The 25,508-nt window shown below is 41.2% G+C and carries 24 protein-coding genes; 1 reads left to right on the forward strand and 23 read right to left on the reverse strand.

Annotation, left to right across the window (positions count from 1 at the left end):
* From NSQ49_RS03940 to spoIIGA, 6 genes are all read right to left on the reverse strand, one after another.
* Positions 1–687, reverse strand: coding sequence for a YggS family pyridoxal phosphate-dependent enzyme (locus tag NSQ49_RS03940; protein ID WP_251282794.1), 687 nt, complete (start codon positions 685–687; stop codon positions 1–3).
* On the reverse strand, positions 688–1,515 hold the full coding sequence (gene pgeF / locus NSQ49_RS03945) for a peptidoglycan editing factor PgeF (protein WP_159862594.1): 828 nt from the start codon (positions 1,513–1,515) through the stop codon (positions 688–690).
* A gap of 69 nt (positions 1,516–1,584) precedes the next feature.
* A complete protein-coding gene (locus tag NSQ49_RS03950; protein ID WP_251282793.1) occupies positions 1,585–1,854 on the reverse strand; it encodes a YlmC/YmxH family sporulation protein in 270 nt (89 codons plus the stop codon).
* 94 nt (positions 1,855–1,948) lie between these two features.
* Positions 1,949–2,728, reverse strand: a complete 780-nt coding sequence (gene sigG / locus NSQ49_RS03955; RefSeq protein WP_159862592.1) for an RNA polymerase sporulation sigma factor SigG — start codon at positions 2,726–2,728, stop codon at positions 1,949–1,951.
* 166 nt (positions 2,729–2,894) lie between these two features.
* Positions 2,895–3,614 carry an RNA polymerase sporulation sigma factor SigE gene (sigE, locus tag NSQ49_RS03960; protein ID WP_009330857.1) on the reverse strand — a complete coding sequence of 240 codons (720 nt, stop codon included), beginning with the start codon at positions 3,612–3,614 and terminating at the stop codon, positions 2,895–2,897.
* A 44-nt stretch (positions 3,615–3,658) separates the two neighbouring features.
* Positions 3,659–4,597 carry a sigma-E processing peptidase SpoIIGA gene (gene spoIIGA / locus NSQ49_RS03965; protein ID WP_159862591.1) on the reverse strand — a complete coding sequence of 313 codons (939 nt, stop codon included), beginning with the start codon at positions 4,595–4,597 and terminating at the stop codon, positions 3,659–3,661.
* A gap of 295 nt (positions 4,598–4,892) precedes the next feature.
* Between spoIIGA and hmpA the strand changes: the two genes are divergently transcribed.
* Complete coding sequence (hmpA, locus tag NSQ49_RS03970) at positions 4,893–6,122, forward strand: NO-inducible flavohemoprotein (RefSeq protein ID WP_251282791.1); 1,230 nt, start codon at positions 4,893–4,895, stop codon at positions 6,120–6,122.
* A 112-nt stretch (positions 6,123–6,234) separates the two neighbouring features.
* Here hmpA and ftsZ read toward each other — a convergent pair whose 3' ends face one another.
* The 17 genes from ftsZ to rsmH all read right to left on the reverse strand — a co-directional run bounded on the left by ftsZ (position 6,235) and on the right by rsmH (position 25,472).
* Complete coding sequence (ftsZ, locus tag NSQ49_RS03975; RefSeq protein WP_159862589.1) at positions 6,235–7,380, reverse strand: cell division protein FtsZ; 1,146 nt, start codon at positions 7,378–7,380, stop codon at positions 6,235–6,237.
* Between the two features lie 146 nt (positions 7,381–7,526).
* Entirely contained in the window at positions 7,527–8,825 is a 1,299-nt protein-coding gene (gene ftsA / locus NSQ49_RS03980) for a cell division protein FtsA (RefSeq protein WP_159862588.1), read from the reverse strand.
* 124 nt (positions 8,826–8,949) lie between these two features.
* Positions 8,950–9,318 carry a small basic family protein gene (locus tag NSQ49_RS03985; protein WP_159862587.1) on the reverse strand — a complete coding sequence of 123 codons (369 nt, stop codon included), beginning with the start codon at positions 9,316–9,318 and terminating at the stop codon, positions 8,950–8,952.
* Positions 9,318–10,049, reverse strand: a complete 732-nt coding sequence (locus NSQ49_RS03990; protein ID WP_251282789.1) for a DUF881 domain-containing protein — start codon at positions 10,047–10,049, stop codon at positions 9,318–9,320. Before NSQ49_RS03990 ends, NSQ49_RS03985 begins: the two co-directional genes overlap by 1 nt.
* Positions 10,050–10,118: 69 nt before the next feature.
* Positions 10,119–10,850, reverse strand: a complete 732-nt coding sequence (locus NSQ49_RS03995; RefSeq protein WP_159862585.1) for a DUF881 domain-containing protein — start codon at positions 10,848–10,850, stop codon at positions 10,119–10,121.
* The gene (locus NSQ49_RS04000) at positions 10,798–11,589 is read right to left on the reverse strand and encodes a cell division protein FtsQ/DivIB (RefSeq protein ID WP_251282788.1); all 792 of its coding nucleotides are present in this window, start codon (positions 11,587–11,589) and stop codon (positions 10,798–10,800) included. Before NSQ49_RS04000 ends, NSQ49_RS03995 begins: the two co-directional genes overlap by 53 nt.
* A gap of 192 nt (positions 11,590–11,781) precedes the next feature.
* A complete protein-coding gene (gene murB / locus NSQ49_RS04005; RefSeq protein ID WP_159862583.1) occupies positions 11,782–12,690 on the reverse strand; it encodes a UDP-N-acetylmuramate dehydrogenase in 909 nt (302 codons plus the stop codon).
* Between the two features lie 66 nt (positions 12,691–12,756).
* The gene (gene murG, locus NSQ49_RS04010) at positions 12,757–13,860 is read right to left on the reverse strand and encodes an undecaprenyldiphospho-muramoylpentapeptide beta-N-acetylglucosaminyltransferase (RefSeq protein WP_251282787.1); all 1,104 of its coding nucleotides are present in this window, start codon (positions 13,858–13,860) and stop codon (positions 12,757–12,759) included.
* A 284-nt stretch (positions 13,861–14,144) separates the two neighbouring features.
* Positions 14,145–15,245, reverse strand: coding sequence for a stage V sporulation protein E (gene spoVE / locus NSQ49_RS04015; protein ID WP_159862581.1), 1,101 nt, complete (start codon positions 15,243–15,245; stop codon positions 14,145–14,147).
* Between the two features lie 168 nt (positions 15,246–15,413).
* Entirely contained in the window at positions 15,414–16,766 is a 1,353-nt protein-coding gene (murD, locus tag NSQ49_RS04020; protein WP_251282786.1) for a UDP-N-acetylmuramoyl-L-alanine--D-glutamate ligase, read from the reverse strand.
* On the reverse strand, positions 16,767–17,741 hold the full coding sequence (gene mraY, locus NSQ49_RS04025; RefSeq protein ID WP_251282785.1) for a phospho-N-acetylmuramoyl-pentapeptide-transferase: 975 nt from the start codon (positions 17,739–17,741) through the stop codon (positions 16,767–16,769). It abuts the gene before it with no gap.
* A gap of 2 nt (positions 17,742–17,743) precedes the next feature.
* Positions 17,744–18,193: a hypothetical protein gene (locus tag NSQ49_RS04030; protein WP_251282784.1), complete on the reverse strand. Its 450-nt coding sequence runs from the start codon at positions 18,191–18,193 to the stop codon at positions 17,744–17,746.
* Between the two features lies 1 nt (position 18,194).
* Positions 18,195–19,655, reverse strand: coding sequence for a UDP-N-acetylmuramoyl-L-alanyl-D-glutamate--2,6-diaminopimelate ligase (locus NSQ49_RS04035; protein ID WP_159862577.1), 1,461 nt, complete (start codon positions 19,653–19,655; stop codon positions 18,195–18,197).
* 235 nt (positions 19,656–19,890) lie between these two features.
* Positions 19,891–21,807: a stage V sporulation protein D gene (locus NSQ49_RS04040; RefSeq protein WP_159862576.1), complete on the reverse strand. Its 1,917-nt coding sequence runs from the start codon at positions 21,805–21,807 to the stop codon at positions 19,891–19,893.
* A gap of 98 nt (positions 21,808–21,905) precedes the next feature.
* Positions 21,906–24,128 carry a penicillin-binding protein gene (locus tag NSQ49_RS04045; protein ID WP_341070411.1) on the reverse strand — a complete coding sequence of 741 codons (2,223 nt, stop codon included), beginning with the start codon at positions 24,126–24,128 and terminating at the stop codon, positions 21,906–21,908.
* On the reverse strand, positions 24,128–24,496 hold the full coding sequence (gene ftsL / locus NSQ49_RS04050) for a cell division protein FtsL (protein WP_159862574.1): 369 nt from the start codon (positions 24,494–24,496) through the stop codon (positions 24,128–24,130). The genes NSQ49_RS04045 and ftsL overlap by 1 nt, the downstream gene beginning before the upstream one ends.
* Positions 24,497–24,539: 43 nt before the next feature.
* Positions 24,540–25,472: a 16S rRNA (cytosine(1402)-N(4))-methyltransferase RsmH gene (rsmH, locus tag NSQ49_RS04055; RefSeq protein ID WP_251282782.1), complete on the reverse strand. Its 933-nt coding sequence runs from the start codon at positions 25,470–25,472 to the stop codon at positions 24,540–24,542.
* Between the last annotated feature and the right edge of the window lie 36 nt (positions 25,473–25,508).

A 25,508-nucleotide genomic window follows, 5' to 3' on the forward strand; every position in this document is an offset into this window, starting at 1 on the left:
TTAAACCTCCTGACCCTCTTGGCCTACTAAAGCTGTCCCAATCCTAACCATGGTGGCTCCTTCTTCAATTGCCAGAGTAAAATCATTGGACATGCCCATTGAAAGCTCGGTACAGGGAGCAAAATCTAAACCTAGCTCTTTTACCTTATTTTGAAGGTCCTTAAGCCTGCGGAAACAGGCACGAAGAATATCCTTGTCTTCTGTAAGTGGTGCCATCGTCATTAGACCAATGATATTGAGATTTTTATAATCGGCCAGACTTGAAATAAAGTCAGCTGCCTCATCAGGGTTTATCCCCTGTTTGGAGGTTTCTCCTGATACATTAACCTGAACAAAGCAATTTATCTTTCGATTCGCCCGCTTGTCAATTTCTTTGGCGAGGGATAGCCTGTCCAGTGAATGTATATAGTCAACTTTATCAATAATATTTTTCACTTTGCGCGTTTGCAGTGTTCCGATAAAATGCCAGGACGGCCGGTCTTTTAACACTTCCCATTTTGCAAGAAGGCCATCATCCCTGTTCTCGCCTAGGTGATGAATACCTGCTTCAAGCGCTTCCTGTGCCCTTTCAGCCGAAACATACTTAGTTACCGCAATTACGGTAATTTCTTCGGGCTTACGGTTAGCCTTTATACATGCTTCGCTGATGGCTGTCTCTATTTCCTTTAAATTTTCTTCTACTCTCATTTAAGTTCCTGCTTCCTCCTTCCAGCCAATAAAGCTCATCATCCTGCCGGTATTTCCCTTATCTCTTCGGTGGGAGAAAAAATAGTCAGTATGACAGCTAGTGCAAAAATCAGTATTCATGATATTTTCATTTGGTATCCCTGCGTTAACAAGAATTTTCCTATTTAATTCTTTAAGATCAAGCTGGAATTGATTGTCACTAATTTGATTATATGGCTTTGTATCGACATCTTCTAGTATTTTTTGCACTTTCGAAATAACATGATTATCAACAATATAACAATTTGCACAAATGGAAGGCCCAATCACAGCCTGGATCTCATTTAAGTTTATTCCTTCACCTGCAAATAGTTCAGCCATATTCCTTCCAATTCCCCCAACAGTCCCTTTCCAGCCTGCATGGGCAATTCCTATGGCTCCTGTCTTTTCATGCAGGAAATAAAGGGGTACACAATCTGCATAACACAGGGTCAGCATGACGCCTTTAGAATAAGTGAAAAAGCCGTCAGTATCCGCTAAGGAATCCTTGTAAACAAGAGCACCTTTTCCACTATCACTCCGGGTAACTTTCTGTATATTCACTCCGTGAGTTTGTTCAGCGCCAACCCAATCTCCAAGAGAAAATCCAAGCAAGTCAGCCACATGCTGCCGATTTTGACTGACTGCTTCATAGCTGTCATTCACATGCAATCCAACATTAAGCGTTTCATATGCGTTACGGCCAAAACCGCCATTTTTAGTTGTAAAACCAGCCATTATATTTGGAAAACGATCCGCCCACTCTTTTATGACAAAATACTCTTCCGTTTTTAAAGAAAATGGTTCCATACGATTAACCCCATTTTATTTTTCTATAGTTTACCACAAGGAAGGCAGTGATGACACCATTTACAACTCTTATGCTTCACCTTCTATATATTTTGGCTCAATCCCATCTTGATAACGGACAAGTATGACATCTTCACCAATTTTTAAAATATTTCTCCATGGAATGACAATTTCTGCGTCTCTGCCAAAGAAACCTAACATTTTCCCCGCTCCTCCGATAATTACAGATTCAATTTTCCCTGTATTTATATTAATATCTATATCCCCAATATTTCCAAGCTTTCTGCCGTCAGCTACATTTACAACATCCTTCATTTGGAATTCAGATATTTTCACCATCGACACTTCACTCCCAATTTATTTTCTTATTCAATATATGTTTGACTCTATAAGAAAAATGTTTGGTAAATATAAAAAGCAGCCAAATTGGCTGCTAGCTTTGAATATTTTTATTCATTTGTTTGATAGCCGCTTTTTCAAGCCTTGAAACTTGTGCCTGGGAAATACCGATTTCCTCCGCCACTTCCATTTGGGTTTTGCCCTGGAAGAAGCGTTTTCTGAGAATCAGTTTTTCCCGTTCATTCAGTCTCCTCATTCCCTCTTTGAGCGCTATTTCTTCAATCCATTGAATATCTTTGTTCCGTTCATCGCTAAGCTGATCCATCACATAAATCGGATCTCCGCCATCATTATAAATCGGCTCAAATAATGAAACAGGATCCTGGATGGCATCCAGTGCAAAAACAATTTCTTCATGAGGCACATCCAGCTCTTTAGCTATTTCCTCTGCTGTTGGCTCTTTGGATGTTTTACTCATCAGGCGTTCTCTTACTTGCAAAGCTTTATAAGCGATATCCCTTAAAGAACGAGAGACACGGATCGGATTATTATCACGCAGATACCTGCGTATTTCCCCAATAATCATCGGAACGGCATAGGTGGAAAACTTAACGTTTTGACTTAGATCAAAATTATCAATAGATTTCATCAGACCGATACAGCCGACCTGGAAAAGGTCATCAACAAATTCGCCTCTGTTATTAAAACGCTGAATCACACTCAATACGAGGCGCAAATTGCCGTTGACGAGTTTTTCCCGTGCGGTTATATCCCCCTTATGCATTTGCTTGAAGAGCTCTCTCATTTCTTCGTTTTTTAAAACTGGAAGCTTTGAAGTATCAACACCGCAAATTTCTACTTTATTTCGAGTCAATCCATTTCCCTCCTCACAGGAGCTGCTGTACAAAAAACAGTATCTCCTCGGGAAGGAAAAATATGCACCTTCTAATCAGCCTGCCGGATGGGAAAACGGTCAAAGCATCATAAATACTAGGTTTCGCCTTGCAAAATTTTGTAAAAAATATTCCTGGATTAAACTTCTAAACCATCTTGTTAAATTCTTTTTTTAGTCTTTTTATTATTCTTTTTTCCAGACGGGAAATATAAGACTGGGAAATCCCCAGCATATCTGCCACGTCCTTTTGAGTTTTTTCTTCACCAGATCCGAGTCCGAATCTGAGCTCCATTATCTGTTTTTCACGATCTGAAAGCTGATGTAATGCTTTTAAAAGGAGCTTCTTATCAACATTTGCTTCAAGATCCTTGGTAATAATGTCATCTTCAGTGCCGAGTACATCTGAAAGAAGGAGCTCATTGCCATCCCAATCAATATTTAGTGGTTCATCAAAGGAAACTTCAGAACGTATTTTATTATTCCTTCTTAAATACATTAGAATTTCATTCTCAATACAGCGGGATGCATATGTAGCCAGCTTGATTTTTTTCTCGGGATTAAAAGTATTTACTGCTTTAATAAGCCCAATCGTTCCAATGCTGATTAAGTCCTCTATATTTATGCCTGTATTTTCAAACTTTCTCGCAATATACACAACAAGACGCAGATTTCTTTCGATTAAAATGGATCTTGCCGCTTTATCTCCTTTTGGAAGCTTGATCAGGAGCATTTCTTCTTCTTCCTTACTGAGTGGAGGAGGTAGTGCTTCGCTTCCGCCTATATAATATACTTCATCTGTTTTAATCCCCAGCTTAATCAACAATTTATACCAATAGTAGGATAAGCGAAGTTTTAACTTTTTCATGAATTGTCCTCCTTCTAAATTAAGTTCGTGCAGAGTATAGTATATTAACTTACTTTTGCATCCGGCTTCAATGTACTTTTACCTGTAAGCATTTTGGGGTGTACGATGCACTGAAACGCATCGTCAGCTGAAAGCTGCTGCATCGAAAATGATATTAACCCGCGTTCCGCCTCAATAATTTCATTCTCTTTCTCAAGGAGAATCCGGTCAGGCTTAAACCCTATGATTAATTGATGCTCTTGTCCAACAACCTTACATGGGATGACCCTCATTTTATGCTCCCAATCCTCTCCAATTGACTCGCTCCCCATGATAATATCCTCCGGGTTACCTGCCATTTTACAAATTTCAGAAGGAAACTCATCTAGCCTGTCTTTAATCGATATGAACATAACAGGCATTTTCGAAATGGGGTCGTATAACTGGTTGCCGCTGTCAATCAGTCCTTTGAAGCAATATTCTGTTTCATTGATTACCACCCGCACGAGAATTAATGAGTCATATTGAATTTTTGTCATCTCAATACCTTCAACATTTTTCTTAGAAAAGTGCCAGGCTAGGGGAAATCCAAGAAGGACGAACAGCCAGCTGATTGGATCACCAAAACCTTTAACACTTGCCAGCATGACAGATGAAGAAAGCTTAAAATCAAAATTGATAAAATAATGAATGCCTATTAAGGCGCCTCCAACTAAAAAAGTAGCAAAATAAAAAGTCATAAGACCTTTTACAAAATAACGCAATCGCTTAAAGCCGAAAACAGCTATTACCATTGCAATCGAGAATAATAGCTTAGTGAAGGGATGCCCTGAATATTCATTAAATGGTGTAAATACTAATAAAATGATGATCGAACCTATGAAGCCGCCCGCAAGTATTCTCCAAAGTCTGATTTCTCTTTTTAGAATTATGGCTGTTAAATAAAGGAGAAGGCTGTCAAACATTAAATTTAATGCCCAGATAACATCCAAATAGATCGTCAATTATCTTCCTCCCTTATTAAATCAGAATCTGATAGATTGACGTGAGGTAACTATTCTCTCATATAGGTAAAGTGCGATGATTCTGTTAGAAAAAAGTATAGCGCATTTAAGTAATGGAAGTGTGTCGCTTTCTGTATGCAAAAAGATAGAAATTTTCCCTATTCCCAACGGAATTTGTCATTATTTTTCTATTGATTTTCCTTCCTATTTTCAATGGGTGTGATTTATATCACATTTTTTATTTTCATTATCAACTATAATGACAGTGAAAATAAGAAAAAGGAGTTTTGCTGATATGCTAGACACAAAGACAATTGAAATTATTAAAAGCACTGTACCTGTACTTGAAAAACATGGTGAAGCTATTACAAAAGCATTCTATAAACTCATGTTTACAAATCACCCAGAACTGCTGAACATTTTCAATCATGCTAATCAAAAGCAGGGGCGTCAGCAAAAAGCACTTGCAAACTCTGTATATGCTGCAGCAAAATATATTGATAATCTAGAAGCTATTATTCTGGTTGTCACTCAAATCGCACATAAACACAGATCATTAGGAATCAAACCTGAACATTATCCTATTGTAGGAGAACATTTAATTCTTGCCATCAAGGAAGTATTGCAGGAGGCTGCTACTGAAGAAATTATTGAAGCATGGGTTAAAGCATATGGTGTGATAGCTGATGCATTTATCGGATTAGAAAAGAGTCTGTACGAGGATGCAGCACATAAGCCAGGAGGCTGGAATGACTTCAGAGCTTTCACTGTAGCCAAAAAGGTAAAAGAAAGTAATGTGATTACATCATTCTACTTCACACCGTGTGATGGAGGAAAAATTTCCAGCTTCCTTCCGGGTCAATATATTAGTGTGAAATTATCGATTCCCGGAGAAGAATACACTCATATTCGCCAATATAGCCTGTCCGATTCCCCGGAAAAATCATATTATCGAATTTCTGTAAAGAAAGAAGAGGGCAACTCTGAGAAGCCGGACGGAAAGGTTTCCAGCTATCTGCACAACAATATTAACGAAGGCGACCTTATAGAAATCAGTGCCCCAGCAGGCGATTTCGTTCTTGAGAATGCAGATAAGCCTGTGGTTCTTCTTAGCGGCGGGGTAGGCATTACACCAATGCACAGTATGCTGCGTCATCTTGATGCCACTGGAGTAAATCATGAAACTATTTTTGTTCATGCTGCACTCAATGGAAATGTACAGGCATTTGCCAACGAGGTTCAGGAGATTGCAAAGAATAACCCATTAGTTAAACCATATTTCTGCTTTGAAAAACCAACAGATAAAGATAAAGCTGACAAAGTTTACAGCAAAGAAGGCTATATTACCTCTGAGTGGCTAAAAACAATCGTGCCAAATAAAGACAGCATGATTTATATGTGTGGACCAGTTCCTTTTATGCAGGCTATGTATGAAGTGTTGCTTGATGCAGGCTTCAAAAAGGAAAACATTCGCTATGAATTCTTCGGGCCAGCAATGCAATTAAAGGAAACTCAATCAGTATAAACAAATTAAGCATGGCTCATATTTTGGGTCATGCTTTTATATTTAAAAACTTAAATGATAATAATAAAAGCACCTGGAATCAAGCTGATTCCAGGTGCTTTTTACATATATATTATCTTCTGCGATTACGATTGCGCAGGAACGTTGGGATATCCAGCGTTTCATCCGGCTGATGAGATTGGCTGCTTCTTACAGTTTCCTGTGGAGCTTCCTCTCTCTTCGGCTCACGCTTGGCACCCGTGCCCATGCTTGGAGCAGATTTAGGCTGTCCAAATGTTGGCCTCATAGGCTTTGGCTGGATCACTTCTTCATTAAAACCCGTTGCAATGACCGTCACAACGATCTCATCTTTAAGATTTTCATTTATAACGGAACCAAAGATCATATTTACGTCCTGATCTGATGCTGAAGCAACAATATCAGCAGCTTCTTGTACTTCATACAGGCTTAGGTTCGACCCTCCCGTAATGTTCATTAAGACACCTTGTGCACCATCAATGGATGTCTCAAGTAAAGGAGATGAAATAGCCTTTTTCGCTGCTTCTGCTGCGCGGTTTTCTCCTGCAGCCACACCAATTCCCATTAGTGCTGAACCTTTATTGGACATGATTGTCTTCACATCTGCAAAGTCAAGGTTAATTAAACCTGGGACAGCGATTAAATCGGAAATACCCTGAACACCCTGGCGAAGAACATTATCCGCTTCGCGGAATGCTTCAAGCATTGGAGTGCTTTTATCAACGATTTCTAATAGCCTGTCATTTGGAATAACGATTAATGTATCAACCGCTTCCTTCATAGCAGCAATTCCGCCGGCTGCCTGAGTGGAGCGCTTTCGGCCCTCAAACGTGAATGGGCGCGTAACAACACCGACTGTAAGAGCTCCTAAATCGCGTGCAATCTGGGCAATAACCGGAGCCGCTCCCGTTCCAGTTCCTCCTCCCATTCCTGCAGTAACGAATACCATATCCGCACCTTTAAGTGCTTCTTCTACCTGCTCTTTACTTTCTTCTGCTGCTTTTTTTCCTACCTCAGGGTTGGCACCAGCCCCAAGCCCCCTTGTTAGCTTGCCTCCGATTTGCATTTTCACTTCTGCTTTTGATAAATTCAGCGCCTGTGCATCCGTGTTCACTGCAATAAACTCAACACCCTGAACACCGTGCTCAATCATTCTGTTTACTGCATTGTTACCGCCGCCTCCAACGCCGATGACTTTTATCGTTGCTAATGAATCCAAATTTGTATCAAATTCCAACATGACTAATCCTCCTAATTCGTCGACATTCCTAAGAACACCTTTTTTGATTCGCTTTAACGCACTTCCCGAATGGGGGTAACAGTGCTTTTTTCTTCCGCCGTATGGCTATCAATTCCGTTTCCCTAACCCTTGCGAATCAAATCAAGTTATTCGAAAAAGTATCCGAGGAACTTTTTAACTCTTGATGTGATCTTTTCTTCCGGCTGTTTTTCCGGCTTTGTTTTTGGTTGCGGTTGCGGCTGCGATTGCGGTTTTTGTACTCTGTTTTCTTTTGTTTCAGGGACAGTCACTGGCTGTTCCATTTTTCTGCCCTGTATTTTAGCATTCTTATATGCGAACTTAATCAATCCAACAGCAGTTGTGTACTGAGGTTCCCTTACTCCAATATAATCTGGAATTGCGATGCGTACTCTGTTTTGGAAAACATCCTGGGCAAGTTCAAGGATTCCCTGAGTGTTCGCTACGCCACCAGATAAAACATAGCCGCCAGGAAGATCTTTTGCACCCAGACGCTTCACTTCGTGCTGGATAAGATCAAAAATTTCTTCCATTCGAGCTTCTATGATATCTGAGATTTCCAGCTGATTAAATTGCTGATGCTGATCACTTCCGATGATGGGCACACTGAACACTTCATCTTCAGATGCATGGTCATAGAATGCGTAGCCATACTTTGTTTTAATTTTTTCTGCATCTTCTGTAGAAGTACGGAGTCCGATTGACAAGTCTTTTGTAATGTGGTCTCCTCCTACAGGAAGCACACTTGTTGCCTTTAAAAAACCATTTTCGAATAAAGCAATGGTTGTGGAGCCGCCGCCAATATCAACAAGTGCCACGCCAAGATTTTTTTCATCCTTGGATAATGCGAATGCACCTGCCGCCAGAGGCTGAAGTGTAATATCCATGATTTCGAGTCCGGCGCGTTCCACACAGCGCAGTGTGTTATGTAAAATTGTTTTTGATCCAGTAATAATCGTGCCTTCCATTTCCAGACGCACACCAATCATTCCACGGGGATCACTGATCTCGTCTAAGCCGTCGACAATAAACTGTTTTGGAATAACATCAATGATATCCCTTTCCGGCGGAATTGATACAACTTGTGCCGCATCTATAACTCTAGCAACATCTTCATCTGTAATTTCCCTATTTTCACTCGAGACTGCGACAACGCCATGGGATGGCTGAAGCATAACATGATTGCCAGTTATTCCCACAATCACATTTTTTATTTCCATTCCTATCATTCTCTCAGCCTGTTCGATTGCCTTTTTAATAGAATGAACGGTTTCGTCTATATCTACAATTGAGCCCTTGCGTAACCCCTCTGAATGTACATTGCCAACACCAATAATATTTAAAGAGTCATTGACCATTTCCCCAATGATTACTTTTACACTGGATGTACCGATGTCAAGACTAACATATATTTCATTGCTGTTCATTCTCTGGCACCTCCTTTTTTTTTTGCTATTCCGATTATTGAACAACAATTAATTTTGCTGTTGTTAATTTTAATAAGTTAGTTTATCTATAAAATTATTCGTCAAAACTAATATTTTCCCTTTTTTAAATATCATTTTTTTCTATTTTTTCTCTGTTTTGAGACCATTTTGCGATTAAAATTCTTCTGATGACCGCTATATTCTGAAATAGCCGGACCCCAAAAGCAAATACTGCTGCTAAATACAAGTCTACACCAAGATGCACACCCAGAAAAGCTAAACTTGCTGCCAGCAGGATGTTAAAAAAGAAGCCGGAAACGAAAACTTTTTCATCATAGATGTTTTGAAGCTGTGCCCGAATCCCGCCGAATAGAGTATCCAATGCAGCAAGAACAGCAATGGACAAATAATTCGAGTATTCATCCGGCACTTTTATGTCTGTCATAAGTCCAAGTATCACACCTATGATTAATCCTAAAACAGGAAGCCACATTATGATTTGCCTCCTTCATCAGGTTTCACAGGCTCCATATATCTGATTCTCAATGCCTCGTCATATGCAGGAACCGTGATAGGCTCCACAGCCTTTTCTACCGTTATCCGAAGATTGTCAATAAAGAATTCTTCAGCAGATTTTGATACCTGCATGCGGTTAAAAAGCTTCTCGGCAGATTGAAAATTCTCAGTGATTACTTTCACTTCAATAGGCAGGGATTTTAAGGCGTAGCCGTCAATCATGGTCTCCCTGTTAATATCCCTAATGACAGTAGTGTTGATGATCCTTCTGCCTCCAATGGAAATGTGCATGGCATCATACATATTTAACTCGTTGACCAGTCGCTTAAGCAAATCAGGGGAAACTGACTCAGCCTGCTTTCCGAGGAGCAGCTCCTCATGTACTGGTTCAATGGTTAAGATTATGCCTGGTCCCGTCACTTCACTTAATCCGGCTTCCATTTTTAATTCCTCCAGCGTCTCACGGAGCACTTGTTCTTTGCTTTGTTTGCGCTTTGTTTCATATTGGGCAATTTTTTCTTCATTTGAACTGATTTCACGCAAAAGTTTTAATTGCAGTTCCTTTTCTTTAAGGATGTCAGCTCTAAGCTCCCAGGTATCTCTTGTATCCCGGACAGCAGGTTCCTTAACTGTTTGAAACTGTATGGCAATCATAAAGCCAATTACAGCTGTTATAAAGGTAAAGCTGAGCTTCTTTTTGCTGTCCACTTAAATTCCACCTTGCTTTCCCGAATAAATTATTCTGTGGACAAATTTAATACAAAAGCTGGTTTGGCTTTACGAACCCAGTAATGGTTCAATGATAATTTCGCCCTTTTTCTCTAAAGTGAATTGGATATTTTCATCTACCAATGAATCTTTCACGCCGCCTGTCAGATTGAGAGCTGACGAAAGCACTTCGGCGTCACCAATGGCAGTGATGACAAAAGGTGCAGGATGCTGGTACCCGTCTACTTCTATCACAGGTCCATTGCATACAATATATGAACTGTGGGACAGCCTCTGCCCGTTTATGGCAACTGCAGAAGCACCGGATATATATAGCTCATTAATCACTTTAAAGACATGGTGTTCATGTACAATATAATTATTAATGTTATCTTCATCCGGATTGTAATCGCCATCTGCAAGAGTAACTTCCACACCTGGTCCCTTAACTTTAACTTTTCCAAGATGCATCCTGTACTTCTCAGCATCCTCTGCAAGATTAAAATAAACCTGGGCTTCCTGTGAAAGCTCCTTTTCAATATCAAGAACGTTTTCCTGCTTTTGATTTAATTCTTTTTGAAGAGCTCTGTTTTTTTCCTCAAGCTCAACAAGCTGATTGCGGAGCTCTAGGTCTCTTTCCCACTGTTTCCCGCTCAATGCCGGCTTTTCTTCTTCTCCCTGTGTAAGGTGATAGGAAAAAGCCATCATGTAACCCAGCACGAGAAAGACCAGGGAGAATATTACATGATTACCCTTCACCTTCATTTTCTTCTTCAACCTCTTCAGCTCCCTCTTTTTCATAAGCTTTGAAATAAGAGCCTACTTCCAAGTCAATAATTCCCTTTTTCTCGGGATCCAGCTGGCTTATGATAGAAGGGTAGTGTGCCATTTTTTCTGAAAAGCTTCTTAATGTAGCACTGACTTCAAAACCATCATTCATATACAAAGTAATATGATTGGAATCTGTTTTTTTGGGAGTGTGATGGACTTCGGAAATTGAATTTAATACCTCTTCAGGCAGTGTTTCAAGTTCTCCGATCATCATATCAAGAATGGCTCCCTCAGAAAAGCCATTTAGGATTGGTGCGTTAACAGGGATCTCTGCTGCCTTTACATCCTTTAATATGCTCCCATTCTCCATAACAGGAAGGTAGTGCTTCTCTTTCGCTATGTAGGCAATGCGCTTTAGTTCATCAACCTTGATTATGATTGTGCTTGGCAGCTGAACCTTAACAGTTGAAGATTTTATTTCAGGCAGCTCTTTAAGCTTACCCTTCATTCCCTCTTCGTCAACCTTCCAAATATTTGTTTTTTCAGTAACACCGCTGATTTGAATAATTTCTTCTTTATCATAAATTGAATTGCCGGTGACTTTAATTTGTTTAATATGGCTTAAGGGCGATTGAAAGTAGATAACTAAAACAATCAGTGAGAAAAAAAGCAGCAGCAAAAAGATCAGTCTTCTATTTGCTTTCTTTTTTCTTTGCTGTTTAAGCTTCGGGATTCGATCCTCAAGCGAGACAACCTTACTTTTCTCCACATTTATCACCCCATCAAGAAAAGCGCAAGGACAATAAATTTAAACAATCAAGTGGCTTGTCCAGCACAATTTATGCAATTAATAAATTAGGGAAGAGAACGGCATGCGAAACATGCCGTTTACACTGCATTTACTGTTATCTAATTAATCATTATATCACAATAAATGGTATCTGCGAGGTATTATTTCCCGTTACTTTCGACCGATTATTTCCACTTCTGTCTCCATCTTTACCCCGTACTTATCAAAAATTGTATCCTTAATATGCTGAATAAGTGCAAGGACATCTTCCGCTTTTGCATCTCCTGCATTCACGATGAAGTTCCCATGCATATTGGAAATTTGAGCACCTCCAATGGAGTGGCCTTTCAAGCCGGCTTTTTCTATGAGATTACCGGCATATTCAGGAAGCGGGTTTCGGAAAATACTTCCTGCACATGGGAAGTTCCAAGGCTGAGTTTCCTTCCTGTAATCCTTATTCTTTTGCATTGCAGAGGATATCTTTTCCCTGTCTCCCTCGGCAAGTTGAAAAACGGCTTCAAGAACAATCCCTGGCCGTTTCTTTTGGAGAACAGAGGTTCTATATGAAAACTCCATCTCATCGTTTGTGAGCCAGCCCATCTTTCCATCCTCAAAAAGAACATGAGCTCTGGTCAGGATTTGCGAAATATCCGATCCGTGAGCTCCAGCGTTCATATAAACTGCTCCGCCTACTGATCCGGGTATACCACTGGCAAACTCGAGTCCTGACAGCCCTTTTTTACTGATTATCGTGGAGAGGGCTACAAGTGAATAACCGCCGCCTGCTCTTAGCTCCGTTCCATTAAGATCCAAGTGATCCAAGCCGCGGCCCAATTTAATGACCACACCTTCTATTCCGCCATCCGAAACGAGCAGATTCGACCCTCTTCCAATTGCTCTCCAGTTCACTTCATATTGACGGATCAGTTCCATCGCTTTTGCCAGGCTTTCTATGGATGAAGGCTCAATAAACAAATCGGCGGGACCGCCAATCTTCATTGTTGTATGATTAGCCATCGGTTCATTCTCTTTAATTGTTCCAATGTTTAAATCTCTAAGTTTGCTGATAAATTCGTCCATATTTACCTCCCTTTCTATTGATTTCTGCCTAAATTTATTTATTTTATGCAAATATAGAAGTCATGGCTACTTCCCGCTTTTTGAAACCAATTCTGCCATTAATTTATATAGTCTATTTGATGCATCCCGGATTCCCAGCTTTTTTGAAGCTTCCTTCATGCTATCCACTTTATCCTTATCGAGGATAATCCGATCAATGCTATCTATAAGCTTTTTACCTGTTAATTCTTTCTCAAGCAATAGCTCTGCAGCACCATGGTCACTAAGCGCTCTTGCATTTTTCTCCTGGTGGTTATTTGTGACATACGGACTTGGGATTAAAATGCTTGGAATGCCTAAAGAAGTTATCTCTGCTAAAGTAGTGGCCCCAGCACGTGATACAACAAGGCTTGCTCCGGCCAGCACTTCAGGCATATTGTGAATAAACGGTTTGATTATTACATTTTCAGGGCTTCCCACAAGTTCTACTTCTTTTTGCACATCATCATAATGAACATCCCCTGTAATATAAAGAACCTGATATGGCTTTTCACCCAGCTCTGCCAGTGTTTTTAACACTGCATCATTTATTGGCCTTGCTCCTCTGCTGCCGCCAAATATCAACACAGCCGGAACGCCTGTCTTTAATCCAGCTGACAGCCTTCCTTTGATTCCATCCTGTCCAAGCACCTCTGAGGCACGCGGGTTCCCTGTCAGGACGGTTTTAGTTTCCGGAAAGAAAGCCTTAGCTTCTTCAAAGCAAACAGCGATTTTATCTACATATCTGCTTAAAAATTTATTGGTTAATCCGGGAACGCTGTTTTGCTCATGAATAACAGTTGGAATGCCCAGCTTTGATGCAGCATAAACAACAGGACCGCATACATATCCTCCTGTACCGATGACAACATCCGCCTTAAATTCCTTGAGCATCTTTTTACTGTCGCGAACACCTTTCAGGAACCTTAATACAGTTTTTACATTATCCACGGAGATTTTTCTTTTAAAACCGGTTATATGTATTGATTTAAAAGGGATATTTTCCCGATTCACAATCGTGTTTTCAAGCCCCTTTTCAGTCCCAATATATAAAAATTCAGCATTCTTATGTTCTTTCTGAATTTGTCTTATGAGCGCAAGTGCGGGGTATATATGACCGCCAGTTCCTCCGCCGCTAACAGCAATTTTCATTCTTTCACCTCATAAAAGAGTAATAATCTATAAAATTTTCATTTGTTATGCCATCCAAGAAGATTTAAGATGGCCGCAGTGGGCTGGTGTGAAAACACTCCCTCATTTCCCTATTCTACTATATTCAAAACAAATAGATAGGAACGAACATCATAATGTTAAAGAAATGTAATAATGTGCAAAATTGCAAAGAAGTTTGATAATTCTGCGTCCCGATAAATGATTTCTTTCAAAAAAGGAAACCCTGCTTTACAGGGTTTCCTAAAATGCATGTTATAAATGCGCTAGTACCTTGCATATCTGCTGATATTAAGCAGAACCCCTATAGCCATTAGCATCAGTGTCAGGGATGATCCCCCATAGCTCAGAAATGGGAGTGTTATCCCCGTAACAGGCATCAGACCAGTTACAACCCCGATGTTAATCATTACCTGAATTGCGACCATTGCAATAATGCCAACAGCCAAAAAACTGCCATACAAATCAGGGGCGCCAAGAGCGATGCGGATGCCGCGCCATAAAAGAAGCGCAAATAACAATATGACAAAAGATCCGCCGATAAATCCAAGTTCCTCAGCTAAAATGGCAAAAATAAAGTCTGTCTGCGGTTCAGGAAGATAGAAAAACTTTTGTCTGCTCTGTCCCAGACCAAGGCCAAACAGCCCTCCTGGACCTATTGCATATAAGGATTGTATAATCTGGAATCCGCTGCCCAGCGGATCCTCCCATGGGTCTAGAAAGGATGTTATTCGCTTTATCCTGTAAGGCGCTGACAGAACCAGTGCCACAAATCCGGCCACCCCTGCAGCGGCGAACCAGACAAAGTGGCTGATTCTGGCCCCTGCTATGAAGATCATGACAACACAAGTACCCACCATTACTGTTCCGGTCCCTAAATCAGGCTGCAGCATAATTAATCCAAATGCTAAAAACACAAGCCCCAGAGATGGTACAAGTCCTTTTCGGAAAGAAGTGATCAGCTTCTGCTTTTCGGAGAGGAATTTTGCCATAAACACAATCATGGCCAGCTTCATAAACTCCGAAGGCTGTACAGAAAAGGCACCAACGCCAATCCAGCTCCTGGAACCGTTTCGCACATTGCCAACACCCGGAACCAGCACCAGAAGCAAAAGCACAAAACAGATGATGATCAAGACTTTTGCCCATGTTCTCCAGGTCCAATAATCCACATTCATAATAAAAAACATCGCAATTATTCCAACTCCAGCAAAAAGCATTTGCCTTTTCGCAAAAAAGAAAGAATCGGCAAATTTATAATCTGCCCAAATTGCACTTGCACTGTAAACCATAGTCAGCCCAACAGCAAGCAGCATTAAAGTGACGATCATTAATATAAAATCGGGAGTGGTTTTTTTTGCCGGCAACGAAAACACCTCGAATGCAAGTTTTAGGGCTATTAAAGAGAATAATCTGCTCTGCCGTTAAAAGCTTACATCTCTCCGGCAGGATTTTATTCCTTTTTAAAGCTCTAAATGTCACGCGAGGAAGATGAATTCCTTTGATGAAAGTTTCCTGGTCCCGCAGACAAGCCCTTAACTAAGTTTATGCACCGCATCTATAAACATGTCTCCCCGAACCTCAAAAGTTTTATATTGGTCCCAGCTAGCGCAAGCAGGAGAAAGCAGAATGACATCTCCAGGCTCTGAAAGCTTAAAGGCAGCAGGTACGGCTTTTTCCACATTATCGACACGCTCAATGGTTTTTATTCCCGCTTCCAATGCTGCACTTTCAATCTTTTCAGCTGTTTCCCCGAAGGTTACCAGAGCCTTTACCTTTTTTAGAGATGGAATGAGTTCTTCAAAGCCATTGCCGCGGTCCAGACCGCCCGCAAGAAGAATAACAGGCTGGGCAAATGCTGAGACTGCATTCTTCGTTGCCAGGATGTTTGTTGCCTTTGAATCATTATAAAATTTCCTGTTCTGATATTCTCCAACATACTGAAGGCGGTGTTTGACTCCCGTAAACGAACTTAGAACCTGGCGGATGGCTTCGTTGCCTACACCGGCCAGCTTTGCAGCTGCCATTGAGGAAAGTATATTCTCAAGGTTATGCTCCCCTGGCAATGAAACATCTTTTCTTTTCATCACTTGTTCATCATTAAAATAAATCCAGTCATCTTTCACATATGCACCTTCAGACAGCACTTTGGAGGTTGAAAAAGGAATTATGCGAGCCTTTGACCGGGCAGCCGCTTCCATTACTTTATCTTGATCAGCATTGACAATGAAATAGTCCTGTTCAGTCTGATTCATCGTAATGTTTTCCTTGGCTGCATGGTATTCTTCTCTTGTGCCATGGTAGTCCAAATGGGCATCATATAAATTTGTTAAAATGGCAATTCTCGGCCTGAAATCCTGAATTCCCATCAGCTGAAACGATGAAAGCTCAATCACGATATTGTTTTCTTCCCCGGCATCCTGGGCAACTTCGGAAGCCACTGTACCAATATTTCCTGCAATCAGCGGCATTTTTCTTCCTGCCTGGAGCATTTCAAACACAAGTGTAGTAGTTGTAGTTTTTCCATTTGTACCTGTAATCCCAATAAAAGGAGCTTCAGAAACCTGATAGGCAAGCTCCACTTCTGTAATAACCGGTATGCCCTTTTCGAGGGCTCCTTTTATCATTGGGTTATGATAAGGAATACCAGGATTCTTTACAATCAGCTCGAACCCCTCTTCAAGAAGTTCAATAGGATGGCCACCGCAAATAACCGTAATCCCCTGCTCAAGCAGTCCCTGTGCTTCAGGATTTTCTGAGAGCGGCTTATAATCATTAACAGTCACAAATGCTCCAAGGTTATGTAAAAGGGAAGTTGCACTCACTCCGCTTTTGGCCAGCCCCAGTACTAATATTTTTTTATGTTGATAGCGATTGACTTCTTTCACTTACACCCACACCTCAATATAAATTCCTAAGATTGCAAATAATAACCCAACCGTCCAGAACGTAACAACAACCCGCCATTCTGACCAGCCCACCAATTCATAATGATGATGGAGCGGGCTCATACGAAAAATCCGTCTGCCGGTGGTTTTAAAAGAGGCCACCTGTAAAATAACAGATAATGTTTCAATAACAAAAACACCGCCGATAATAATCAGGATGATTTCAAGTTTTGTCAGAATAGCTATAGTCGCAATGGCGCCGCCAAGAGCTAATGAACCGGTGTCTCCCATAAACACCTTTGCAGGATGGGCGTTAAAGACAAGAAAACCCAATACCGCTCCCACTACAGCCACTGAAAAAATGGCTACATCAAATTGTGACTGATTCCAGGCCAATACTGCAAATGCTCCAAATGCGATTGCAGCAGTCCCTGAAACAAGACCATCGAGTCCATCTGTCAGATTGACAGCATTAGAGAATCCCACCAGCCAGAATATAATAAATAAAACATACCCCCATCCCAAATCAATCGAAACATCTGTCAGCGGAATATGTACTTCTGTAGAAAAGTCATTCTGCTTGAAAACAAAGTAAAAAATCACTGAAATAATAATCTGGCCAAGAAGCTTCTGTTTTGAAGTCAGGCCAAGATTCCGCTTTAAAACCACTTTGATAAAATCATCCAGAAAACCGAGGAGTCCAAAACCCAGGGTAACCAGAAGCAGCAGATATGTTTCTACTGTAGGTTCTGAAAATTTACCTGTCATAAATAAAGTGGTCACCGTAACGGAAAGGAGAATCATAATCCCCCCCATTGTCGGAGTACCTGTCTTCTTCTGATGTGATTTGGGGCCTTCTTCACGGATGCTTTGGCCAAATTTCAATCTTCTCAGAAAGGGAATGAATATGGGAGACAGCAATACCGTAATTAAAAAGCCCGCCAATATTGTGAAAAAAATAACTTGCTCCATCATACTTATCCCCTCCTTTCCTGCTTGCCAATTTCAGCAGCTTCCGCTAATCTTTCAGCCATTACAGCAATATCATATGTTGATTCGTTTTCTTTAAGACTTTCTTCATCCGAAATAAGGAAATTAGTTGTGTTCACACTTTCTTCTGCTTTACTTAATTTATTTAAATATAATTCCATGATATCCTTTAAGCCTTTCGTTAAGTCGTTTGTATAAAAAATAGGAAAATGATTTGGGGTGTATGACGGCGTTTCTGTATCCTCATTCCAGATTGCAGCAATAGCCCCTTTTTCAATAGCTTCCTTCAGATTGCCGGCTTCCCTGTAAGGAATATAGATTCCTTTTGGCTGTTGGTCAGTCGAGGACGAAGCGACGGTATGAAATTCCAGCTTATGATCCTTTATCCCTTTTACAGCCGGAAACAATTCCGCTAAATCCTGATACGTCAAATACATTTTATCGCTCCTCTATTGCCTCTTTTGCCACAAGACGGTCATCAAAATCAAAAACATGGCTGCCTACAATCTGATATGTCTCATGACCCTTTCCTGCTATTAAGATTACGTCTCCTTCATCGGCATTTTTCACCGCATAGTGAATGGCCTCTTTTCGATCGACGAAAACTTTGTAACTTTCCTCTTTTACTCCCTCTTCCATATCCTTCAGGATTTGAACTGGGTCTTCACTTCTCGGATTATCTGAAGTAAAGATTGGGTCTGTACTGTACTGGCATGCAATTTCAGCCATAAGCGGCCGTTTGGATCTGTCTCTGTCTCCTCCGCATCCCACGATGGCAAAGATGCGCTTCCGTGCAAATTGCTTTACCGTTTCCAGAGCATTTTTCAGGCTGTCGGGTGTATGAGAATAATCAACGATCACAGAAAAGTTCTGACCCGCATCCACGGTCTCAAATCTGCCGGCTACACCTTTAACTTCTTCCGCAGATTTAATGATTTGAGAGATTGGTATCCCCGCAGCGATCCCGGCTCCAATACTGGCAAGGACATTATAAATGCTGAACTTGCCTATCATTTTTAAGGAAACTTTATACTTCCCGAAAGGAGAGATCAAATCAAATTCCGTGCCGGCAGCAGTCATCTGAATATTAATGGCCCTCAGATCAGCTTCCTGGTCAATACCATAGGAAATGACATGAGCAGATGTCGATGTTTCATACTCTGCTGAAGCAGGGTCATCTGAATTTAAAATGGCATATTTCGGTTCTACATGATTATAGGCACTTCCAAGCTGGGCAAACAACAGCCCTTTTGCTCTCCTATATTCATCCATTGTTTTATGATAATCCAAATGATCCTGTGACAGATTCGTAAACACGGCTATATTAAAATCACATCCATGAACGCGGCCTTCAACAAGTGCATGTGAAGACACTTCCATTACAGCTGAATCTACACCTGCATCTGCCATTTTTCTAAATGTGCTTTGCAGAGTCAAGCTTTCAGGAGTTGTATTTTTCACTTCAAAGATTTCATCATTTATCTTTGTATACATCGTGCCAATTAAGCCGGTTTTCCTTCCTGCATCCGCAAGAATTTTTTCAATCAAATGGCTTGTTGTTGTTTTGCCATTAGTCCCTGTTATTCCAATCAAATGAAGCTGCTTGCTTGGCTGTTCATAAAAAGCATCAGCAAGAACCGCCAGAGCCCGTTTAGTATTTTTAACTACTATAACCGGGATATCCAAGTCCAGCTCTTTTTGGGCAACTACTGCAGCTGCACCTTTTTCAGCAGCAGAACCTGCAAAGTCATGGCCATCAACCGTATAGCCCTCAATGCAAACAAACAAACTTCCAGGTGTAACTTTCCGGTTATCGTTAACAATTGCTGTTATTTCCAGGTCTTCCCCTTTATAAGTCGTATAAGGCTGTAAAAATCGCAGCAGTTTATGTAATTCCATCTTTACCATTCCTCTCATGTTAAACAGAGCAAACTATTCCTCTTTTTAGTGAAGCTGGTCAATGTAAATAAATATAATCAAAATAACATTCTAAATGATGGCGATATATATTGTACAGGATAATTGCTTTTTTAGCTATTTAATATATAGGAGCCAAACCTGGAAAGTATGTTACAGTTTCCTTACAAACAAAAAAATCAGGCGGCCCAGGAGGACGCCGCCCTCATCCCTCTTCTTATTTATCATCAAAATACAGGCGGATCGTTGAACCTTCTTTTAACTTTATGCCCGGCTGAGGCGTTTGCTTCACCACCGTATTTCCTGTCCCGCTTGCATCTATTTTAAGGTTCAGATAGAGTTCACCAAGATCTTTCTTTGTCAGACCTACCATATCCGGCACCTCAATCATTGGGGAATCCATCCAGGTAAGCTCTTTTTCAATTTGATTTTTGCGGGGCTTTACACCCATCGCACGCAGGCTGTCACCCATGATTTCTCCAACGATTGGAGCAGCAACCACGCCGCCAAATTGAACGGTTCCTTTTGGATTATCCACAGCCACATACACGACGAGCTGAGGATCATCAGCAGGTGCAAATCCAATAAATGATACGATATGGTTATTTTCAAGGTACCGGCCATTTTGCGCTTTTTGCGCAGTTCCTGTTTTTCCCCCAACACGATATCCGTCAACGAACGCTTTTTTTCCTGATCCTTTTGCCACAACCGATTCAAGCGCTTTGCGGATTTCATCTGATGTTTCCTTTGAAATTACTTTCCTTTTTGCATCCGGCGATTTTTTCATCAAAACTTCACCTGTAGCAGGATTTATAAGCTCTTTCGCTATATATGGTGTGTATAATGTCCCGCCATTAACTGCAGCAGAAATGGCCGCTACCTGCTGGATCGGGGTAACGGAAACCCCCTGTCCAAAAGCAGTAGTTGCCTGCTCAACAGGACCAACACGATCGAGGTTAAATAGAATCCCCTTTCCCTCGCCCTGCAGGTCGATGCCGGTCTTCTCGCCAAACCCGAAGTCGCGGATATATTTAAATAGTGCCTCTTTGCCTAATCTCTCACCCAGCTCTACAAATCCCGGGTTGCAGGAATTCTGTACAACTTCAAGATAAGTCTGGCTGCCATGTCCGCCCTTCTTCCAGCATCTCAGTCTGGCACCGCCCACTTCAACAGATCCCGGGTCGTGGAAATGATCCTTTTCCAAGTTTACCTTTCCCTCTTCTAATGCAGCTGCCAGAGTAATGATTTTAAATGTGGAACCTGGCTCGTATGTACTCCATATCGGCAGATTGCGGTTGTAAATTTCCGGAGGCACATTTTTAAAATTCGCAGGGTCAAAATCCGGTCTGCTGGCCATGGCAAGGACCTCTCCGTTATTTGGATTCATGGCAATTGCTATTATTCCATCAGGATTATATTCCGCCTGAGCTATGTCCAGTTCCCTTTCTACAATAGTCTGTATCTTTGAATCGATGGTAAGCTTAAGGTCCATTCCATCAACCGGCGGCTTATAATCATCCGCCATATCGTTCATCCGTTCTCCCTTTGCATTCGCATAAAACTTTACTGATCCCTTTTTTCCTTTTAGTTCTTCATCATAATATAATTCGAGGCCCATTAAACCCTGATTATCAATTCCCGCAAATCCGAGAACATGTGATAGATAGTTACCGAAGGGGTAGTGGCGTTTTGAATCTTCCCCGATGTAGATTCCTTCAATTCCCAGGGCACGGATTTCTTTCGCTTTTTCATGGGAGATCTTTCTGCCTTGAGGAATTTTCACACTTGATGCCTTTTTGGTGATAAGCTCATAGGCTTTTTCTTTTGGCATATTCAGTACTGCAGCCAATTTCTCTGCCGCATCAGCAGGATCTTTGATTTGTCTGGGTACAACATAGACAGTTGGGGCACTGACGTTCGTAGCCAGCGGCACACCGTTGCGGTCGACGATTTCTCCTCTTTCCGGTTCGAAGGGGATATCTCTGCTCCAGAGCTCCTTAGCACCATCTGTAAGCATATTCCCCAGGAAAAATTGAACATATCCAAGACGCAAATCAATAATAAAAAAAATGAGAACACCAACAAACAACGCAGCAGTCAGCCGTTTTCGAACGGTCACATTTGAAACACGCATGTATGGACGAACCTCCTTAAATTATGGCTCGTTCCAATATATGCTTGTACCAAAATGAATAGAACGCACTGCCGCACATCCGGCAGTACGTTCTTCATCTAATCCAGCACCGCTTCTTCTTCTTCCTGCTGAACTTCAGATTGATCGTTCTCCTTGTTATATTTCTCAGCAGGCTGCTCAAGTTCGACTATTAAATAGTCACCTTTCCTAAGCGCAGAACCGGCTTTTAGATTTTGCTTCGCCACATATCCGCTTCCAACAGTATTAAGCTTTAAGTCAGCAATCTTGGCCACCTTCATGACGTCTCTTAGTGACCATCCATCCATATCAGGCACTGTTAATTCGCCATCCGTCTTTAAGATCACCCGTTCGCCTTCAAGCAAATTGTACATATTTCCTGGAACTTGTCTCTGCACCTTGCTGCCCTTTCCAAGCACAATTGCTTCAAATCCGGATTTTTTCAATTCTGCCTTAGCTTCCTCAACTGTTTTCCCTTCTACTTCTGGTGCTTGTTCAGAGTTTGCCTTTAGTTCTTTTGCCGGTTCTATATTTAAATATTGGAGACTGCTTTTCATAACTGGTGTAAAAATCTTAGCTACAGGTTCTGCACCATTTGTACTGAGGTCGATATCCGGCTGCTGGACTGCTACATAGATGATCAGTTCAGGATCATCTTTTGGAGCCATTCCTAAAAACGAGAAGATAAAATTTTCATGACCGGTTAAATATCCACCGCCATTTGGATCAGGTATTTGAGCAGTCCCCGTTTTTCCGGCTACCTCGTACCCTTCGATATTATACCTTTTATAGCCAGTCCCGTTTTCAGAAGACACAACCGTTCCAAGGATATCTCTGGCTTTCTTTGCTGTTTCTGCTGAAATGGGCTTTCCCTTCACCTTCGGCTCCGTTTTATTCACGACTTCATTTTTATCACTATTAACAATACTGCTGATGACATGCGGCTGCATCATTTTGCCATCATTTGCAATGGCAGTAGCAGCCTGTATCTGCTGAATAGGCGTAATGGCTGTACCCTGGCCAAACCCGGTAGTTACCTTATCAAGCGGCCACTCATATGCGATTTTTCCGCCAGTTTCATTCGGCAGGTCAATTCCCGTGGGATTTTCAAATCCAAATTTCGTTAAATATTCCCTGTACTTTTCATACCCGAGCTTTTCTTTTACTATTTTCGCAAAAGCCACATTCGACGAACGCTGAACACCTTCAAGGTAAGTAATGGAACCCCAGCCGCGTCCTTGATTATGGTCGCGGATTGCCGGTGAATTTTCCGTTACTTTATAACTTCCAGATTTATACCATTCATTCGGATCAAACTTGCCCTCCTCAATGGCAGCTGCCAAAGTAAAGATTTTCATGGTTGATCCGGGCTCAAATGAGTTTTCAATCACTTCATTATGCCAAGTGTCTTCGATGCCTTCCTTTGTTTTCGGATGAAATGACGGCCTCTGTCCCATAGCCAGAATTTCACCAGTTTTAGCATCAGCGACTACTGCGACCATCTTTTTGGGCTTATATTCCTCGTCTACTTTATTCATGGAATCTTCGAGAAAGGTCTGAATCTTTTTATCGATTGTCAGATACACATCTTTGCCATTTTGAGCAGGCTGGATTTTTTGATCTCCATTAGGAAGCAGATAGCCCCATATATCACTTTCATAGCTGAACTTTCCATCTTTTCCTGTGAGCGCTTTATTCAAACTCTGCTCAAGACCCAGCATCCCTACTGTATCAGTTGTATTTGTTTTCGTTTTTTTCTTTTCAACATACCCGACTAAATGTGAGGCAAAGACTCCATTTGGATAAAACCGTTTGGAATCTGTTATAAATGTAATCCCTGGCAATTTCATATCTTCTATTTCTCTTTTTGTCTTTAGCGGAAGATCACGGCCCTCTTTTCCAAATTCAACCTGGAATGGCTTATCTCCATCTTTTGTTTTCTTTGTCAAAATCCTATAAATCTCCGACTCTTCCAGATCAATAGCTTTCGAAAGCGCTGCAGCTGTTTTTCCGGGGTCTTTCACATAATCTGGTTTCATGCTTTTGTCAAGGATTGCTACAAGTTTATAAGATATCGTATCCTCTGCAATCACTTCCCCGTTGCGGTCATAAATAGTGCCCCTTTTGGCCTGTATTGTTTTTTCGCGTTCATATTTTTGCTGAGCCTTAGCCGCCAGTGCGTGGCCCGCTGCTTCGCCCGTTGCCTGAATGGAAACAAAGCGAAAAATTAATACAAAAAAGAGCAGGCTGAATATTAAAAATAATATCGCTGCTCCCAAATTGATATTTGGCTGTTTCTTCATTAATCTTCCACGACCTTGACATTATTTCCGCTGAATTTAAGACCCATTTCTTCAGCTTTTGCTTTAATGCGCTCGTATGTACTTAATTCGCTCACCTGCATTTTGAGATCTGTATTCACTTTGTTCTGCGTCTGGATTGCTTCTTCTGTTTGCTGAATTTCTTTGTTTATTTCGTAAATGGCCGACTGATTTGAAACCATTTGCACTGCGCCAAAGCAAACAATTCCAGTAAAGGCGAGTCCCAGTATTTTCTCCCCGGGGGAAAGCCAGGACTTTCTTGTTTTTATTTTTTTCTTAGGGGCCTGTACGGGCTGGGTTTGAACATCAAATTGTTTTTCTTCCTGAATTTTTCGGGCTAAATTGCTCATAATTCCCCTCCTGTAATTTTTTATTCTCTATATCGGTATTCGATTAAAGCTTCTCTGCTATTCTTAGCTTAGCGGACCTTGCACGATTATTGTGTTCCAGTTCTTCCTCTGAAGGCAGAATCGGCTTTCTGTTAATTAGCTTTAAAGTTGGCTTATATTCGTCCGGAATAATAGGCAGGCCGGGAGGCAGATTTGGTGTTTCACTTGCTTTTTTAAAGGCAGCTTTACAAATCCGGTCCTCCAGTGAGTGAAACGTAATGACACTAATTCTTCCATTGGGATTTAATATGTCAATAGCCTGGTGAAGAGAATCCTCAAATACACCCAGTTCATCATTCACAGCTATTCTAATTGCCTGAAAAACACGCTTGGCGGGATGTCCGCCTTTACGCCTCGCAGGTGCTGGTATGGCCTCTTTAATAATTTCAACCAGCTGGCCAGTTGTTTCTATTGGAGAAACGTCCCTGGCGGCCTCAATTTTTCTCGCAATTTGCTTTGAAAATTTCTCTTCTCCGTATCTGAAGAAGATTTTCACAAGTTCGCTATATTCCCAGCTGTTTACCACATCATAGGCGGAAATATCAGCGCCGGTATCCATTCTCATATCAAGCGGGGCATCATTATGATAGCTGAATCCTCTTTCAGGTGTATCCAGCTGCGGTGATGAAACGCCAAGATCATATAAAACACCATCAACTTTAAAAACACCAAGGTTTTCAAGCTCTTCCTTAAGATACTTAAAATTACTTTTAATAATCGTGATTCTGTCACCATATTCAGCAAGTTTTTCTTTTGCATGTTCAATCGCTGTATCATCCTGGTCAAATGCGTATAGCTTCCCCTTTTCAGACAGCTGGGAAAGAATTAATTTACTGTGGCCTGCGCCGCCTAGGGTACAATCCACATACACACCATCAGGATGAATGTTTAAGCCTTCTACTGTTTCTTTTAATAGTACTGTTGTATGTTCAAACATTGTTGAATGAATCCACCTTTCCAATCAGAGAAGCAC

Origin of the sequence: Cytobacillus sp. FSL R5-0377, assembly GCF_038004385.1 — a bacterium.
Classification (GTDB): Bacteria; Bacillota; Bacilli; order Bacillales; family Cytobacillaceae; genus Cytobacillus.

Coding starts and splice junctions, on each gene's coding strand:
- pgeF (WP_159862594.1), bottom strand. CDS start 1,515: ATGGAACCATTTTCTTTAAAAACGGAAGAGTATTTTGTCATAAAAGAG.
- ftsL (WP_159862574.1), bottom strand. CDS start 24,496: ATGAGCAATTTAGCCCGAAAAATTCAGGAAGAAAAACAATTTGATGTT.
- rsmH (WP_251282782.1), bottom strand. CDS start 25,472: ATGTTTGAACATACAACAGTACTATTAAAAGAAACAGTAGAAGGCTTA.
- NSQ49_RS03985 (WP_159862587.1), bottom strand. CDS start 9,318: ATGTGGCTTCCTGTTTTAGGATTAATCATAGGTGTGATACTTGGACTT.
- mraY (WP_251282785.1), bottom strand. CDS start 17,741: ATGATGGAGCAAGTTATTTTTTTCACAATATTGGCGGGCTTTTTAATT.
- NSQ49_RS03940 (WP_251282794.1), bottom strand. CDS start 687: ATGAGAGTAGAAGAAAATTTAAAGGAAATAGAGACAGCCATCAGCGAA.
- NSQ49_RS03995 (WP_159862585.1), bottom strand. CDS start 10,850: ATGAAAAAGAGGGAGCTGAAGAGGTTGAAGAAGAAAATGAAGGTGAAG.
- NSQ49_RS04045 (WP_341070411.1), bottom strand. CDS start 24,128: ATGAAGAAACAGCCAAATATCAATTTGGGAGCAGCGATATTATTTTTA.
- NSQ49_RS04030 (WP_251282784.1), bottom strand. CDS start 18,193: ATGTATTTGACGTATCAGGATTTAGCGGAATTGTTTCCGGCTGTAAAA.
- sigE (WP_009330857.1), bottom strand. CDS start 3,614: ATGAAAAAGTTAAAACTTCGCTTATCCTACTATTGGTATAAATTGTTG.
- ftsZ (WP_159862589.1), bottom strand. CDS start 7,380: ATGTTGGAATTTGATACAAATTTGGATTCATTAGCAACGATAAAAGTC.
- murB (WP_159862583.1), bottom strand. CDS start 12,690: ATGGACGAATTTATCAGCAAACTTAGAGATTTAAACATTGGAACAATT.
- NSQ49_RS03950 (WP_251282793.1), bottom strand. CDS start 1,854: ATGGTGAAAATATCTGAATTCCAAATGAAGGATGTTGTAAATGTAGCT.
- murG (WP_251282787.1), bottom strand. CDS start 13,860: ATGAAAATTGCTGTTAGCGGCGGAGGAACTGGCGGTCATATATACCCC.
- hmpA (WP_251282791.1), top strand. CDS start 4,893: ATGCTAGACACAAAGACAATTGAAATTATTAAAAGCACTGTACCTGTA.
- ftsA (WP_159862588.1), bottom strand. CDS start 8,825: ATGAACAGCAATGAAATATATGTTAGTCTTGACATCGGTACATCCAGT.
- NSQ49_RS04040 (WP_159862576.1), bottom strand. CDS start 21,807: ATGCGTGTTTCAAATGTGACCGTTCGAAAACGGCTGACTGCTGCGTTG.
- NSQ49_RS04035 (WP_159862577.1), bottom strand. CDS start 19,655: ATGGAATTACATAAACTGCTGCGATTTTTACAGCCTTATACGACTTAT.